General features: G+C 66.1%; 16 protein-coding genes. 12 read left to right on the forward strand and 4 right to left on the reverse strand.

The window, feature by feature from the left end; genetic code table 11:
- Window positions 1-12 precede the first annotated feature (12 nt).
- A complete protein-coding gene (locus ACIA8C_RS00325; RefSeq protein WP_397130091.1) occupies window positions 13-201 on the forward strand; it encodes a hypothetical protein in 189 nt (62 codons plus the stop codon).
- A 47-nt stretch (window positions 202-248) separates the two neighbouring features.
- Here ACIA8C_RS00325 and ACIA8C_RS00330 read toward each other — a convergent pair whose 3' ends face one another.
- The 3 genes from ACIA8C_RS00330 to ACIA8C_RS00340 form a co-directional block, all read right to left on the reverse strand.
- Entirely contained in the window at window positions 249-1,121 is an 873-nt protein-coding gene (locus ACIA8C_RS00330; protein ID WP_397130092.1) for an aldo/keto reductase, read from the reverse strand.
- 219 nt (window positions 1,122-1,340) lie between these two features.
- The gene (locus ACIA8C_RS00335; protein ID WP_397130093.1) at window positions 1,341-2,036 is read right to left on the reverse strand and encodes a type 1 glutamine amidotransferase domain-containing protein; all 696 of its coding nucleotides are present in this window, start codon (window positions 2,034-2,036) and stop codon (window positions 1,341-1,343) included.
- 101 nt (window positions 2,037-2,137) lie between these two features.
- Entirely contained in the window at window positions 2,138-2,959 is an 822-nt protein-coding gene (locus ACIA8C_RS00340) for a carboxymuconolactone decarboxylase family protein (protein WP_397130094.1), read from the reverse strand.
- 139 nt (window positions 2,960-3,098) lie between these two features.
- Here ACIA8C_RS00340 and ACIA8C_RS00345 point away from each other — a divergent pair, with 139 nt between their 5' ends.
- Window positions 3,099-4,229, forward strand: a complete 1,131-nt coding sequence (locus ACIA8C_RS00345) for a serine hydrolase domain-containing protein (protein WP_397130095.1) — start codon at window positions 3,099-3,101, stop codon at window positions 4,227-4,229.
- Between the two features lie 72 nt (window positions 4,230-4,301).
- Here the strand turns inward: ACIA8C_RS00345 and ACIA8C_RS00350 are convergent, their stop codons facing one another.
- Window positions 4,302-5,204 carry an oxygenase MpaB family protein gene (locus ACIA8C_RS00350; RefSeq protein WP_397130096.1) on the reverse strand — a complete coding sequence of 301 codons (903 nt, stop codon included), beginning with the start codon at window positions 5,202-5,204 and terminating at the stop codon, window positions 4,302-4,304.
- A gap of 291 nt (window positions 5,205-5,495) precedes the next feature.
- Here ACIA8C_RS00350 and ACIA8C_RS00355 point away from each other — a divergent pair, with 291 nt between their 5' ends.
- The 10 genes from ACIA8C_RS00355 to ACIA8C_RS00400 are packed head-to-tail and all read left to right on the forward strand — an operon-like array spanning window position 5,496 to window position 14,495.
- Window positions 5,496-5,720 carry a hypothetical protein gene (locus tag ACIA8C_RS00355; protein ID WP_397130097.1) on the forward strand — a complete coding sequence of 75 codons (225 nt, stop codon included), beginning with the start codon at window positions 5,496-5,498 and terminating at the stop codon, window positions 5,718-5,720.
- Entirely contained in the window at window positions 5,720-5,908 is a 189-nt protein-coding gene (locus ACIA8C_RS00360; protein ID WP_397130098.1) for a hypothetical protein, read from the forward strand. Before ACIA8C_RS00355 ends, ACIA8C_RS00360 begins: the two co-directional genes overlap by 1 nt.
- A 46-nt stretch (window positions 5,909-5,954) precedes the next feature.
- Entirely contained in the window at window positions 5,955-6,809 is an 855-nt protein-coding gene (locus ACIA8C_RS00365; RefSeq protein ID WP_397130099.1) for an MlaE family ABC transporter permease, read from the forward strand.
- A 1-nt stretch (window position 6,810) separates the two neighbouring features.
- Complete coding sequence (locus ACIA8C_RS00370; RefSeq protein WP_397130100.1) at window positions 6,811-7,674, forward strand: ABC transporter permease; 864 nt, start codon at window positions 6,811-6,813, stop codon at window positions 7,672-7,674.
- A gap of 8 nt (window positions 7,675-7,682) precedes the next feature.
- A complete protein-coding gene (locus tag ACIA8C_RS00375) occupies window positions 7,683-9,059 on the forward strand; it encodes an MlaD family protein (RefSeq protein WP_397130101.1) in 1,377 nt (458 codons plus the stop codon).
- Window positions 9,046-10,068, forward strand: a complete 1,023-nt coding sequence (locus ACIA8C_RS00380; protein ID WP_397130102.1) for an MCE family protein — start codon at window positions 9,046-9,048, stop codon at window positions 10,066-10,068. The genes ACIA8C_RS00375 and ACIA8C_RS00380 overlap by 14 nt, the downstream gene beginning before the upstream one ends.
- Window positions 10,068-11,090 (forward strand): MCE family protein, encoded by a 1,023-nt coding sequence (locus ACIA8C_RS00385; protein WP_397130103.1) that lies wholly within the window; start codon window positions 10,068-10,070, stop codon window positions 11,088-11,090. Before ACIA8C_RS00380 ends, ACIA8C_RS00385 begins: the two co-directional genes overlap by 1 nt.
- A complete protein-coding gene (locus ACIA8C_RS00390) occupies window positions 11,090-12,190 on the forward strand; it encodes an MCE family protein (protein ID WP_397130104.1) in 1,101 nt (366 codons plus the stop codon). Before ACIA8C_RS00385 ends, ACIA8C_RS00390 begins: the two co-directional genes overlap by 1 nt.
- 59 nt (window positions 12,191-12,249) lie before the next feature.
- Window positions 12,250-13,320: an MCE family protein gene (locus ACIA8C_RS00395; RefSeq protein ID WP_397130721.1), complete on the forward strand. Its 1,071-nt coding sequence runs from the start codon at window positions 12,250-12,252 to the stop codon at window positions 13,318-13,320.
- Window positions 13,317-14,495, forward strand: a complete 1,179-nt coding sequence (locus ACIA8C_RS00400; RefSeq protein ID WP_397130105.1) for an MCE family protein — start codon at window positions 13,317-13,319, stop codon at window positions 14,493-14,495. Before ACIA8C_RS00395 ends, ACIA8C_RS00400 begins: the two co-directional genes overlap by 4 nt.
- The last annotated feature ends 1 nt before the right edge of the window (window position 14,496 follow it).

Genomic DNA, 14,496 nt, shown 5'->3' on the forward strand with positions numbered 1-14,496 from the left:
CGGAGGTGAACAATGGACGTATTGCGCTCGGATGTACCAGAATTGTGGCTGGTACAGAGCCGCGACTGCGCACAGGATCCGGTGGGTCTCAGCTACGACCGAGCGCGATTCATCCTTACCGTGCACGGCGGCCACGGCGCCCGCTGCCACCAATACCTCGCCGCCTCGGCCTACTGCTTCCGCAGGGCGGCCGACAAGTAAAAAGGCGGGCCCGGCCGAAGCCGAGCCCGCTGTGTGCCGGGGTTGATTCAGGCAGCCGCGGACAGCGCCTCGAACTCCTTGTCGGTCAGCGTGATCCGCGCGCCCTCGGTGTTCTCCTCCAGATGCGCGACGCTGGAGGTGCCCGGAATGGGCAGCATCGCCGGCGACCGGCGCAGCAGCCAGGCCAGGGCGAGCTGTGCCGGGGTCGCGCCGTGTTCCTTGGCGATCGCGTCGAGCGGGCCGCCCGGCTTGGCGAGCTCACCGGTGGCGATGGGGAACCACGGGATGAACGCGATGTTCTCCCGCTCGGCGTAGTCGAGCACGTCCTCGTCGGTGCGGTTGGTCAGGTTGTAGAGGTTCTGCACCGAGACGATGGTGGCGATTTCGCGCGCCTGCCGCAGCTGTTCGACGCTCACCTGAGATACGCCGATGTGACGGATCTTGCCTTCCTGCTGGAGCAGCACGAGCTCACCGAGCTGATCGGCCAGTGGAACCTTGGCATCGATGCGGTGCAACTGGTAGAGGCCGATCTGCTCGACGCCGAGATTGCGCAGGCTGAGTTCGGCCTGCTGGCGCAGGTATTCGGGCCTGCCGACCGGACGCCAGTCGCCGGGCCCGCTGCGGGTCAACCCGGCCTTGGTGGCGATCACCAGGTCATCGCTGTAGGGATGCAAGGCCTTCCGGATGAGCTGTTCGCTGACGAACGGCCCGTAGGAATCGGCGGTGTCGATGAAATTGATGCCGAGTTCGACGGCTCGGCGCAGCACCCGGACCGCCTCGTCGGGGTCCTTCGGATCACCCCAGACGCCGGGACCGGTCAGCTGCATGGCGCCGTAGCCGAGCCGGTGGACGGGAAGGTCACCGCCGAGCGCGAAGGTGCCGGACGCTTCGGCGGGCCGTGCGTGGAGGTTGGTGCTCATGACTCCGCCTCGCTAGCGCTCGGCTCCGTCATGCGCAAGGCGCACTGGCACATGATTCGCTCACTTCGTTCGCTCATGAGTTCGGTTCCTTCCAAAGTAGAATTACGCGAAAGCGGACGAGCCGGTACGACGTCGCGCGGCGACGTTGCTTCGGGAAGCAACGTCTCTACCGCCCCGTCGATTCCCCACACGAGAGTTGTGTTCTTAGCGAGCGGAACCTCAGCCGATCGCTTGCAGCAATTCCGCGGCCACCGACGCGGACGAGGCCGGGTTCTGCCCGGTGATCAGGTTGCGGTCGACGACGACCTTCGGCGCCCACGGCTCGCCCTCCTGGAAGTCGGCGCCGAACTCGACGAGCCGATCCTGCAGCAACCACTTGGCCTTGTCGGCCAGGCCGGCCTGCTGCTCCTCCAGGTTGGTGAAGCCGGTGAGGGTGTAGCCCGCGAAGGCGTTGCTGCCGTCGGGGCCGACCGCGGCGAGCAGCGCGGCGGGGCCGTGGCACACGATGGCCAGCGGCTTGCCGGATTGCAGTGCGGCGGTAAGGAGTTCGCCGGACTCGGCGTTCACCGCGAGATCCTCCATCGGCCCGTGACCGCCGGGATAGAAGACGCCGGCATAGTCGGCGAGGTCGACCTCGGACAGTTTGACGGGGTGCCGCAGCTCGGTGCTGGCGGCCAGCACCGCGGCGCGCTTGTCGGCGCCTTCTTGGCCGCCGTTGAAGTCGGGGGACAGGCTGCCCTGATCGACCGTCGGCACGACGCCGCCGGGGGTGGCGACGACGACCTCGTGGCCCGCGGCCTTCGCCGCCTCATACGGCACGGCGAATTCCTCGGCCCAGAATCCGGTCGGATGCGGGGTGCCGTCGGCCAGGGTCCAGGTGTCGGCACCGGTCAGTACAAAAAGTAGTTTCGCCATGTCAACGACACTAGGACTGTCTCCGTAAAAAAACAGCATCGCATAGCGATTCCATGAGGGGTGGCGGTCGGGCGACGGGTGGGCCAATGGGATCGCCGATATCAGACTTCGGAATTCTGATGGGTCTTGCGCTCGGCGAAGACCGTGCGTGCCACTGCGATTCCGTTGAGCGCGGCGGGGAATCCGGCGTACCCGGCCATCTGGATCAGCACCTCGACCACCTCGGTCTCCGTGCCGCCGACATTGAGCAGGCCGTGGATATGCACGCCGAGCTGCGGGGCGACACCGAGCGCGGTGCACATGGCCACCGACACGATCTCGCGCGTCTTCAGATCGAGACCCGGCCGGGAGTAGATGTCGCCGAAGGAGAACTCGATGAGCAACCGGGCGAAGTCGGGCGCGATGTCCTGCAATGACGCGATGACCTGCTCGCCCGCGTGCCCGTCGACCTCGGCCAGGGTGGCCGAACCACGCTCGAATCGGTCGCCGTCCGGCGTCCCGGGCGCGGCGGGCTCGGCGGCCAGATCCGTACGCGTTGCGAACACCTCCTTGGCGGCGTTCAGGCCGTTCAGCGCCGCCGGAAAGCCCGCGTAGACGCTCGCGTGGATGAGCACCTCGACGATCTCCGTCCGGGTGCTGCCGACGTTGAGCGCGCCGTCGATGTGGAACCGCAGCTGGGGTGCCGCGTTGCCCAGGGCGGCCAGCGCGCCGACGGTGGCCAGCTGTCGCTCGCGCAGGGTAAGCCCCGGGCGGGAGAGAATGTCGCCGTAGCCGAATTCCACGGTGATGCGGCCCAGATCGGGAGCGATATCGGCGAGGCTGTCCAGCACCGCTGGGCGTTCCTGCCCACCGATTTGCCGGAGCAGCGCGAGTCCGCGCTCGAAACGATCGTGCTGGCCGGAGGAGTGCTGAGTGCTGGTCATGGGGACGACTGTAGAAGTTGGAGTGCGCTCCAGCGCAAGTGCAGCGGCCGACTCATCCTCGAAGGGTAGGTGAGATCAGGGAAAATCTCGGGGTGCGTCCCCGATGTGGGTGGCGGCGTCCGCTGCATAGCGTTCAGGTATGCGATACGGACCGAACATCGTCGCCCTCGCCGCGGTTGCCCTGCTCGCCGGGTGCACGTCGGATCGGCAGGCGGATGCCGCGCCTGCTGGCGTGCCGGACAACAAGATTCGAGCCGTGCAGGCCGATATCGACACCATCGTGGCGTCGGGGGCGACCGGGGCGATTGCCACCGTCACCGATAACGGTAAGACGGTCGCGCTCGCCAGCGGTGTCGCCGATATCGCCGCGGGCGCGAAGATGCCTGCGGATACGGCGCAGCGCGTGCGGATCGGCAGCATCTCGAAAACCTTTGTGAGCTCGATCGTTTTGCAGCTCGTCGCGGAGGGCAAGGTGCGGCTGGACGAGCCGGTAGAAACTTATCTGCCCGGCCTGCTGAAGGGGGACGGGATCGACGGCCGTGCCATCACGGTTCGCCAGGTCCTGCGCCACCAGAGCGGATTGCCGGAGTTCGCCAAGGATCCACGCGTCGACGAATACCAGGCGGCACAGGAGAACCGGATCATGACTCCCGCCGAGGGAATGGCGATCGCGCTGAGCCGTCCCGCCGACTTCGCGCCAGGCACCCGCTTCGAGTACAGCAACACCAACTACTACGTCGCGGCCATGCTGGTCGAAAAGGTAACCGGCGCGCCGTATGTCGATGAACTGAATCGGCGTATCCTGCAGCCGCATGGGCTGGCCGACACCTATCTACCCGGCCCGGGTGATCACGAAATCCGCGGCCCGCATCCCAAAGGCTATGCGGTAGTAGACGGTACGCTCACCGACGTCACCCGCGTCGAACCATCGGTGCCATGGGCGGCGGGCGCGCTGATCTCGACGGGCGCCGATCTGAACCGCTTCTACTCGGCCCTGCTCGCCGGTCAGATAGTTCCCGACGCGGAACTGCGCGAGATGCGCGACGGCGTGCTGATGGACGAAGGCACTCAGATGCATTACGGACTAGGCCTCGGATACGTCAAATTGCCATGCGGTGCAGAGTATTTCGGTCATTCTGGCGGAATCTATGGCTACAACACCGTATCCGGCGCGACACCGGACGGCCGCGCGGTCACCTTCGCCTTCAACAAGGGACTGGATTCGATGCCCGACCTGGTCGGCATGCTCGGCCACGCGTTGTGCCCGTAGGGCTTTCCTCGAGGGGTCTCCGCCGTCCGGGCGCTCAGCGTCCGGACGGCGGTGTCATGTTCGGTCCCCGGCTCAAATGAGGTTCTTGTGCTTGCGGATTCGGCGGCGGACGTCCGCCATCAGGCTGTGGGTTCCGGCGTGGCGGAGGAAGCGCGGGATGAATCGGTTGACGAAAGCGACGAAGACGAAGAGGTGCTCGAAGCGGCGTTGATCGGTGGACGTCCATTCGACCTGGAGTTGTTCGCGGAAGATTGGGGCCAGGAAGCCGATTGTCAGGAACTTCAACAGGTTTCGGAACGGCAGGCGCAAACCCCAGTGGATCATTCGCAGGTTCAGCAGGTCATTCAGGTAATCGCGCACGAACTCGTCGATGACGACCTGCTCGCAGGCCTTGTTCCAGTATTGATCGAATTCCGCGCGGGTGGCGGGCCACATCTGTTCGGTCACCTGGAGGGTGGTGCCCAGCGTCGAGGACGATACGTAGAACGCCTCGGCCTGCTCGTCGCTCATTCGGCCTTGCAGCAGTTGGTAAGTGTCCTCGAAGCCGATGTACAGGCAAGCGGCGACCCATAATTGGAGATCCCGGTCGAACGCGTTGTACTTCACCGGGGCGTCTGGCGCTGAATGTACCTGCCGGTGGGCGACATTCACCGCCTCTCGATAGGCGAGACGCTCCTGCTCGGTGCCGATAATCGCGACCGCCAGATACTGCGTCGTGGTGCGGGCCCGCTTCCATGGGTGCCGCATCAATGAGCCTGACTCGACCTTGCTCTCCGCGACGCCGTATCCGACGCCGGGCCGCGCCATCTGCATTGCGACGTTGGCCGCCGCACCCGCGAAGGACCAGAAGTCCAGCGCGTCGGTCAGCGCGAGCGGGCGCTTGGTGACCGGGCGGTGGGCGGTGCCGATGTGGATCCGCGTGCGGTCCTTCGACAGTGCGGCGGTGTGTTCCGAGGGGTGAGCGGCGGCGGTCATGGGGGAGTCCTCTCGTGTCCGGAATCGACTCCGCAAGGCGTAAATAGTATGTGAACTACTGATAACTTAAGTCCATCGGGACCTGTGCGTCAACGAGTCGGGCTGCGTGGGGATATTCCTGGCTGTCTGGCAGTGAATGTACGCGAAAGACTTCCGCAAAGTCCGGAATCGTGCGTAACATACGGGCCCATACCGGACCGCGAGGTGTCCGGCTGGATCCAACGGTGGGTCCCTATTCGGGTGCTGCCGTGGGCGGCCGGTCGTCTTCGACCGGCACGCGAAAGGACGCGCATGCTCAAGAGGCTGGATCGGATATTCAGCTACGAGATGAAGGTCTCGGAGTTCCTCGGAACGCTGATCATTCTCGGCATACCGTACGGGTTGATCGGTGTGGTCTGGACGCTCACCCACACCGGCCACCTCCGCGATATGCACGGCATCGACGTGGTCATCTCGTTCCTGGGGTCGATCGTGTGCTGGCCGGTGCTCACCTTCTCGAATGTGTGCATGACCTGATGATGATCTTGGTCTGGCTCATCGACATCGTGGTGATCGGCGTGCAGGTCCTCGGCGGCCGCAGGCGGGTCAATCCGGTGCTGCGGTTCGGCCTGTGGCTGGCCGTGCTGAGCACCGTCGTGGCGGGCATCGCCGTCGTCGGCTACCTCCTCGTGTTGCTGCAGCGGCAGTTGAGCGGCGCCGCGTGAACGAGCGTCAGCGACGCGGAGTCGTGCGTTGGAGAGGCAGTAACTCGTGACCAGCACCGAACGACCGCCGGATCGGACCGATCTGGAGAAAGCCGTCGACGACCTGCGGGGTCTGTGGCAGCGGCACCCGCAGCGCTCGCTGGAGACGCTGGGCAGGCAGGTGCGGCTCGGCCGCGACGCGGTAATCGAGATGCTGCGCGCGCTGCTCACGCGCCGGTTCCCGTTCCAGGAATTCATCAAGCAGTGCGCGTTCATGGCCAGTGTGTCGGCCGCGCCGACGGTGTTCGTCGCGATACCGGTGGCGGTGGTGGTCTCGATTCAGCTGGGCGCGTTGGTGAGTCAGGTCGGCGCGACCACCTTCATCGGCGCGGTCAGCGGGCTCGGCATCATTCGGCAGGGCGCACCGCTGGTCACCTCGCTGATGATCGCGGGGGCGGTCGGCTCGGCCATCTGCGCCGACCTCGGCTCCCGCACCATCAGGGAGGAGATCGACGCCATGAAGGTGATGGGCGTCGATCCGATCCGCAGGCTGGTCGCGCCCCGGCTGGCGGCCGCGGTGCTGGTGAGCATGCTGCTGTGCGGATTCGTGGTCTTCGTCGGCTTCGCCACCGGCTATCTGTTCAATGTCTACGCGCAGGGCGGCACCTCGGGCTCGTTCATCAGCACGTTCGCCTCCTTCGCCGTCGCGAACGATCTGATCGTCGCGCTGCTGAAGGCCGCCATCTTCGGCGCGTTGACCGCGATCATCGCCTGCGATATCGGCCTGCACACCAGGGGCGGGCCGGGCGGCGTCGCGAACTCGGTGAACGCGGCGGTGGTCAATTCCGCGCTGATGCTGTTCGCCACCAACATCATCATCACCCAGGTCTACAACACGCTGTTCCCGGCGAAGGTGCTCTGAGATGGGCTCGCGCTATACGCCACCGGCGTTGCAACCCTTCCGGATGGTCGGCGGCGCTGTCCGCGGCCCGGTGCGGGCCAATCAGCGGCTCGGTCATCAGGCCATCACCTTCGTCGCGGCGATCGCGGCAATACCGTTCGCGCTGAAGCACTATCGCAAGGAAGTACTTCGGCTCACCGCCGACGTCGGGTGGGGTAACGGGTCGCTGATCGTCGGTGGCGGCACCGTCGGCGTCGTCGTCATCCTGTGTGGCTTCGGCGGGATCACCGTAGGCATGGAGTCCTACACTGCGCTGAACCTGCTCACGATGAACCCGCTGACCGGCGCCATCTCCGGGTTCGCCACCACCCGCGAGATCGGGCCGATCCTGGCGACCCTGGCCTTCGCGATTCAGGCGGGCTGCCGATTCACCGCGCAGCTCGGCGCGATGCGGATATCCGAGGAGATCGACGCGCTGGAATCCATTGCCATCCGCCCACTTCCGTACCTGATCAGCACCAGAATGATCGCGGCGACATTGACCATCGTCCCGCTGTACAGCGTGGGACTGGCGGTCGCGTATCTGATGACCAAGCTGTCGGTGCTGTTTCTCGGCGGCACCTCGGCGGGCACCTACGACCACTACTTCTTCCAGTTCCTCAACGGCACCGATGTCTTCTATTCGGTGCTCAAAGTGGTGGTGTTCGTGCTGATTTCGACGTTCCTGCAGTGCTACTACGGCTACGTCGCCACCGGCGGGCCCGAGGGGGTCGGGCAGGCGGCGGGACGCGCGATCAAGATGGTGATCGTTGTCATGGTGTTCGCGAATCTGTTTCTCACGCTGGCGATCTGGGGCATCGATCCCGGCATCCGGATCTCGGGATAGGCGGCGACATGATCATCGATCCCAGTGGCCGCGGACCGAGCCCGAGGCAGCTCTCGCTCGCGGGCATCGCGCTCACGACCGTCGTACTGCTGCTGTTGTTCCTGCTCGGTTTGCGCTACACCGGCCGTTTCGAGGACAACGTCGGCGTTGTCGCCCTGCTCACCAGCACCGGCGACGGGCTACCCGAACACGCCGACGTGAAGTTCCGCGGCATGACCGTCGGTTCGGTGGCCGGTGTGCAGGTGGTCGCCAAGGGCGAGCGGCAGCGCGCCGAGATCGATCTGAAACCGGCTGTGGCGTCGCTGATTCCGGCTGCTGTCACGGCGCGGGTGATACCGAGCAACATCTTCGGCGTGACGGCGATCGAGCTCGTCGACAACGGACAGACCACCGAGACCTTGCGCGCCGGAGCGGAGATTCCCGAGGACACCAGCGAGGGCACTGTCGCGCTGCAGACCACGCTCAGCGTGCTGCGGGATGTGCTCGACCATATCCAGCCGGAGAAGCTCGGCCGGGTACTCGCCACCCTCGCCGACGCGCTCGACCCGTCCGTGCGGGTACCAGGTTCCACCATCGAACGCCTGGACCTCTGGCTTACCCAGATGCATGCCATTCCGGGGATCGGCAACCTGCTCGGCGATCTCGGCCGTGCCACGACGGCATTGAGCGTGTCCGCGCCCGATCTGGTCGGGGTGCTGTCGGATTCGGTGACCACCGCCCGGACGCTCACCGAACGGCGCGACCAGCTCGTCGCGCTGCTGACCAACGCGAGCGGCGCGGTCGACTCGGTGAATTCGTTGTTCGCCCGCAACCCCGACGCGGGCAAGGAAGTGGTCTCCGGCCTCGGCGAACTGTTCGGCAGCCTGGCCGAGGATCCACGGGCGTTACAGCAGACGGCCGCCAATCTCAATGTCTCCCTGCAGAAGTTGCGCTCGGTCTTCGGCTTCGGGCCGAGTCGCCAGATGATCTGGAAGATGGACGTGTCCTTCACCCCGTTCCAGCAGTACACGGCCGCCGACTGCCCGCGCTACGGCAGCATGGCCGGGCCGCGCTGCGGCGGCGCCTCGGTGCCGGAAGTCGCTCCGCCACAGGAGTATCCGGCACAGTTGACACCGAAGTGGTTGGACGCGGCCGGCCCAGCGCCGACGGTGCCGGCACTGCCCGCCATCCCCGGCATTCCGATGATTCCTGGACTCACCGCTCCGGCCGCCGCGAAAGACCCGGCGCCGAATAGCCAAGGACCCAGTGGTTTACGCGGCCCGGACGCGGTTGCGGCGATTGTCGGCGGTAAGCCGACCGCCGCGCAGTACCTGCTGCTCTCGCCGCTGCTGGCCGGTGGCTCGGTGACCCCGGCGGACCAGGGCGGTGCTCATGAAATCAGGTAAGGCGCTGATCGGCTTCAGCCTCTTCGCCGTGGTCGCTGTCGTGCTGACGTACACGATCTGGTCCACCCTGCAGCGTTCGGTGAGCGGTGACACCGATTCCTACTCCGCCACCTTCTCCGACGTCCTCGGCCTGCGGGTCGGCGACGACGTCCGGATGGCGGGCGTGCGGGTCGGCCGGGTGGACGGCATCGACTTCGACGGCGACTACCGTGCCCGCATCGAATTCCGCATCCAGCGCAGGCAGCGGCTCACCACCACCACGAAGGCACTGGTGCGTTACCAGAACCTGATCGGGCAGCGCTATATCGCGCTGGTGCCGGGCGCGGGCGGCGGGCAGGCGCTCGCGGCGGGTTCGGCGATACCGCTCGAGCGCACCGAGCCCTCGTTCGATGTGTCCGCGCTGCTGTCCGGATTCGAGCCGTTGTTCAGTGTGCTGCAACCGGATCAGATCAATTCGCTGTCGGAGACGCTGATCCAAGCCTTGCAGGGCAACAATGTCTCGCTCAGCGCGTTGATCACCCAGGCCGCCGAGCTCGCTGGCACCTTCGGCCAGCGCGACAAGATTCTCGGCGACGTGATCAGCAACCTGAGCAGTGTGATCGCCGGGCTCGCGCATCGCAGCGGCGAGCTGGAAACACTGATCACCCAGGCACGTTCGCTGGTCGAGTCGCTGTACGCGCAGGGTGAGTCGCTGAAGGGCTCGGTCGACCAGGTGGCCACCTCGACCGACTCGCTGGCCCGGCTGATCGGCCAGGTGAAGCCGAATATCGCACGGGCGCAGAACGATGGGACGAGCGGGGTGGCGCTGCTGCTGCTCAACGGCGCCTCGCTGGATCAGGCGGCGGTCGAGCTGCCGAGTCTGCTCAATGGCATCGCCAGATTCACCAGCTATGGCGCCTACGCCAATGCCTACATCTGCCGCCTCGATGTCTCGCTGTGGGGCGTGCTGCTGCCACCCGGGCTCTTCTCGCAGGTCGGCGGCAATTCGCAATCGGAGGTGTGCCGGTGATGACACGAGCGCGATCGCTGGTCGGACGCGTCCGATTGCCACGCAACAGGTTGCTGTGGCTCGGCCTGCTCGCCGCGGGGTCGGTGGTGTTGTTGCTGGTGGGTTCCAGCGTGCTGTCCGAGGCTCGCCTGGGGGACAAGACGATTCAAGCGGAGTTCGCTCAGGCGGCGGGACTGCGGGCGGGCGCGTCGGTGGATGTGTCGGGCATCGAAGTGGGTTCGGTGGGCGCGGTGCGGCTCGACGGCGCGAAAGTTGTGGTGGCCCTTCGGGTACGCCGGGATCTGCGGCTCGGCCCGGACGCGCACGCGGCCATCAAGATGACCACCATTCTGGGCAAGTTGCACGTCGAGCTGGTGCCCGGCAACGGAAAAGGGCTGCCGGACAACAGGATCGCGCTGGCGAATACGTCCGTGCCGTACAACCTCGGCAAGGTCATTCGTGATCCGGTGTACAAGTCGTCGTTCGAGCACATCGAGCGCATCGATCCGGTCAAGCTGCGCCAGTCGCTCGACCTGCTCAGCACGCAGATGGGTGATTCACCGCAGCTCACCGTGGCGGCGCTGAACAGCGTCGGCGCGCTCGCCAAGGTGATCAACGATCGCCGCGACGAGGTCGACGTGCTGTTGAAGAGCATGGATCAGGTTTCCCAGCTGGTGTCGGACAATCGCAACAGCGTGCTGCTACTGCTCACCCGCGGCGAGGCGATCGGGAACGCCGTCGCGCAGCGCCAGACCATGCTGAAGTCGTTGCTGGACAACGTCGCCGAGCTCTCCAGGTTGCTGCAGCAGATGGGCCTGGAGAACAACGATCAGCTCGGGCCGATGATCCAGAGCCTGAACACCATGTCCGAGGGCCTGGAGAAGAACCGGGACCACCTCGACTCGCTCTACGAGATCATGCCGGTCGCCCTGCGGCAGTTCAACAATGCGCTCGGCAACGGCCCCTACGGCGATGTGTGGGCGCCGTGGATCTTCCCGGACAACTGGTTGTGTTTCGCCGGCGCGGTACAGGGGTGCAACTGATGAAAATAGGTACTTTCCTGAAAACCGCCGTGTTGTGCTGGGTCGCCGCGGTGGCCTCCGGCTGCTCGCTGCTGCCGGACAGCCTGAGCGGACTGCCAGATCAGTATCTCGGCGAACATCTGCGGATCAGTGCCGATTTCGAGAACGTCGCCGGTCTGTACGCGGGCAACGACGTCGCGATCCTTGGCGTCCCGGTGGGCCGGGTCGACACGGTGACCGCCAAGGGCAGCTATGTCGAGGTGACCATGTCCATCGACAAGAGCGTCAAGGTGCCCGCCGACGCGATCGCGGCACTCGTTTCGCCGCAACTGATCACCAACCGGCACGTGGAGCTCGCGCCCGCTTACGAGGGCAACGGCCCGGTGCTCGCCGACGGCGCGCACATCCCGCTCGAACACACCCGCACCCCGGTCGAACTCGACCGTATCCTGGACAATTTCGATCAGCTCGGCCGGGCGTTGCAGGGCGACAACAAGACCGGGCCGATGGCGAGCCGGGTGCTCTTCCCGCTGCTGGACGGCAACGGAGACAAACTGCGCGCGACGCTCGACGCGATGTCCTCGGCGTTCGAGGTGAGCCTGGCCAATGGCGACCAGATCTCCAACACCATCGTGAAACTCAACGAGATCACTCAGATCATCGCCGAGAACGACCAGACGGTGCGCGATTTCAGCGGCAGGCTCACCGACATGGTTCAGCTGATGGGTGATCAGGCGCCCGGGTTGCAGGCCGTGCTGACCCAGCTCAACGACTTCGTCACCAACACCTCCACGGTGGTTGGCACCAATCGCGAGCAGTTGCTCGGCGCACTCACCCGATTCACCAACCTCACCGCGCAGATGCGGGCGAACGCGCGCTCGGTCACCGAAATCGCCGACGTCACACCGCTGTTCTTCCAGAATCTCGCCAACGCGACCAGCAAGGAACATCAGGCGCTGCGCCTGCACGGCCTGCTGGACAAGTCGGTCCTCGACGGCGAAGCACTGTCGGTGTTCTGCGAGCGGGTGCAGATGCGTCTGGATGGCTGCCGGACCGGCAAGATCCAGGATTTCGGCCCGGACTTCGGGCTCACCGCCGCGCTGCTCGGACTGACCAAATGAGGACGCGAAGCTCGGCCCGCCCGTCGCCCGATCACCGCACCGCACGGAATCGCGGCGCGATGCTGTTCACGATCGCTGTCGCGGTGGCGGTCGGCGCGAGTTCGGGTTGCGCGGTGACGGTGGACAATGTGCCACTGCCAAAGCCAGGTATCGGCGGCCCGAGCTACACCCTGCACGCGGTGTTCCGCGACGCCCTCAACCTGCCGGCGAACGCGCACGTCAAGATCGGCGGCACCGACGTCGGCATGGTCTCCGCGATCAGCACCACCGACTTCCTCGCCGACGTGGAGATGCGAATCCGCGAGGACATCCAGCTGCCCCGCGGCACCACCGCCGAGCTGCGCCAAGCCACCCCGCTCGGCGACATGTTCGTCGCGATGACCCTGCCCGCCAAGCAGGACAGCGCCGAGTTGCTGCGGTCCGGCGACACCATCGCCCCCGACCACACCGCCACCGGCGCCTCGGTGGAGCAGCTGATGATGTCGGTCTCGCTGCTGCTCAACGGCGGTGGCCTCAACCAGGCGGCGCGGATCACCTCCGAGATGAACTCCATGTTCGCCGGTCGCGCGCCGGAGCTGTCGCATCTGATCACCGAGATGACCGACGTGCTCGCCGCGCTCAACCGGCGCACCGCCGACGTCGACGGCGTGCTGTCCGGACTCAACACGCTGACCGGTGAATTGGCCAGGCGCAAAGCCGAATTGGGTGCCGCAGCGGACACCTTCCCGCCGCTCATCGGGCTGGTCGCCGAAAACAACAGGGCCATCGCCGATCTCATCGCCAAGGTCTCGGTGACCATGGCCGCGCTCGGCGACTTCACCGACACCACCGGCCCGGACTTCCTCAGCCTGTTCGACAGCATTCAGCGCCTCATGTCCGGATTCGCCCAGATGGGTGACGATCTCGCGGGGGCACTGGACGGGCTACACGCCATCTACCCGTCGATCTCGGCCAGCCTGGACGGCCCGGTGCTCGCGGTCGCGGCCACCGTGTCCTATCTCAGCGTGGGCGCGCTGACCGATCCGAAGGGCAGTAGGCCGCCCGAAATCGGTGATGTGCCAGCGTTTGTCGGCAGTCTCGCGCAGGTCATCGAGAAGGTCATCGGCCGGCTGCAGGGCGGTGGGCGATGAATCCTCCATTGTGGCAATGGCTGGTCCGGCGTCGGGTCGCGGTGGCCAATGTCGGCCTGATCCTGGTGCTCGTGCTCGGGGTGTCCTACCTCGGCGTCAACGTGCTGCGGATCAATCCGCTGCCGAGCACGTACACGGTGCGGGTGGAGCTGCGCAACTCCGGCGGGCTGGCGGCCAACAACGACGTCACCTTCCGAGGCACCCGGGTCGGCCGGGTCGACGACGTCCGGATATCCGGCGACGGCATCGCGGCGATCGCCGAAATCGACAAGACGGCAAAGATTCCGGTGGGCGGCACCGTCGCCGTCGGCCGGCTCTCCGCGGCGGGGGAGCAGTATCTCGACTTCCGGCCGGACGTGGACAGCGGGCCGTATCTCACCGACGGCGCGGTGGTCGAGCGCGCACGGACGACGACGCCGGTGACGGTGCAGTCGGTGCTCGGCAGCATGAGCGGCTTGATCGGCGGGATGAATCCGGCGCGACTCAATGTGATCGTCGACGAACTCGACAAGGCTCTCGCCGGTGGCCCGGATCGGTTGCGCAACATGATCTCCGGCATGAGCAGAGCAATGGCCGGGCTGACCGATCTGCTACCGCAGACCAGGCAGCTCATCGAGAACCTCCAGGTGATCGCCGACACCACCACGCACGCGCAACCCGACCTGACCACGCTGACCACCGGCTCCAGCGCGCTGTTCCAGCAGATGACCGCCGCGGATCAGGAGGTACGCAAGTTCCTCGACCTCGGACCGGGCCAGCTGGCCACCCTCGGCGGCATCGTGCGCGACACCGAGGACCCGATGACCAACCTGGTCACCAACTTCGTCGCGATCACCAGGGCCGTGAAGCTGCGGGCACCGGCCATCGCGGCGCTGTTCCCCGCGCTGCGCACGGGGTCGGAGGCGATCGGCGTTCCGGCGCACGACAACGCCTATCACACCCTCGTCGATCCCTGGCCACGACCGAGCTGTGACTACGACACGATCCCCGTGGTGCCGACCAATAAAACCGTCGACACCAGGGTGCGGCTCTACAACTACTGCGTCACCGACAATCCGGCGCTGCAGGTTCGTGGTTCGGCGAACGCGCCGCGACCGAACGTGCCGGACAACGGATCCGGCCCGCCGCCCGGCGTCACCGGTAATGAGCTGTCCCGACCGGCACCTGGTAGATAGG

Source organism: Nocardia sp. NPDC051321 (genome assembly GCF_044455225.1).
Taxonomy (GTDB): Bacteria; Actinomycetota; Actinomycetes; order Mycobacteriales; family Mycobacteriaceae; genus Nocardia.

Excerpts from the sequence above, each read along its gene's own strand:
- ACIA8C_RS00340 (WP_397130094.1), bottom strand. The coding sequence starts at position 2,959 with ATGACCAGCACTCAGCACTCCTCCGGCCAGCACGATCGTTTCGAGCGC.
- ACIA8C_RS00395 (WP_397130721.1), top strand. The coding sequence starts at position 12,250 with ATGCTGTTCACGATCGCTGTCGCGGTGGCGGTCGGCGCGAGTTCGGGT.
- ACIA8C_RS00350 (WP_397130096.1), bottom strand. The coding sequence starts at position 5,204 with ATGACCGCCGCCGCTCACCCCTCGGAACACACCGCCGCACTGTCGAAG.
- ACIA8C_RS00400 (WP_397130105.1), top strand. The coding sequence starts at position 13,317 with ATGAATCCTCCATTGTGGCAATGGCTGGTCCGGCGTCGGGTCGCGGTG.
- ACIA8C_RS00355 (WP_397130097.1), top strand. The coding sequence starts at position 5,496 with ATGCTCAAGAGGCTGGATCGGATATTCAGCTACGAGATGAAGGTCTCG.
- ACIA8C_RS00370 (WP_397130100.1), top strand. The coding sequence starts at position 6,811 with ATGGGCTCGCGCTATACGCCACCGGCGTTGCAACCCTTCCGGATGGTC.
- ACIA8C_RS00390 (WP_397130104.1), top strand. The coding sequence starts at position 11,090 with ATGAAAATAGGTACTTTCCTGAAAACCGCCGTGTTGTGCTGGGTCGCC.
- ACIA8C_RS00385 (WP_397130103.1), top strand. The coding sequence starts at position 10,068 with ATGACACGAGCGCGATCGCTGGTCGGACGCGTCCGATTGCCACGCAAC.
- ACIA8C_RS00335 (WP_397130093.1), bottom strand. The coding sequence starts at position 2,036 with ATGGCGAAACTACTTTTTGTACTGACCGGTGCCGACACCTGGACCCTG.
- ACIA8C_RS00330 (WP_397130092.1), bottom strand. The coding sequence starts at position 1,121 with ATGAGCACCAACCTCCACGCACGGCCCGCCGAAGCGTCCGGCACCTTC.
- ACIA8C_RS00325 (WP_397130091.1), top strand. The coding sequence starts at position 13 with ATGGACGTATTGCGCTCGGATGTACCAGAATTGTGGCTGGTACAGAGC.
- ACIA8C_RS00380 (WP_397130102.1), top strand. The coding sequence starts at position 9,046 with ATGAAATCAGGTAAGGCGCTGATCGGCTTCAGCCTCTTCGCCGTGGTC.
- ACIA8C_RS00375 (WP_397130101.1), top strand. The coding sequence starts at position 7,683 with ATGATCATCGATCCCAGTGGCCGCGGACCGAGCCCGAGGCAGCTCTCG.
- ACIA8C_RS00360 (WP_397130098.1), top strand. The coding sequence starts at position 5,720 with ATGATGATCTTGGTCTGGCTCATCGACATCGTGGTGATCGGCGTGCAG.
- ACIA8C_RS00345 (WP_397130095.1), top strand. The coding sequence starts at position 3,099 with ATGCGATACGGACCGAACATCGTCGCCCTCGCCGCGGTTGCCCTGCTC.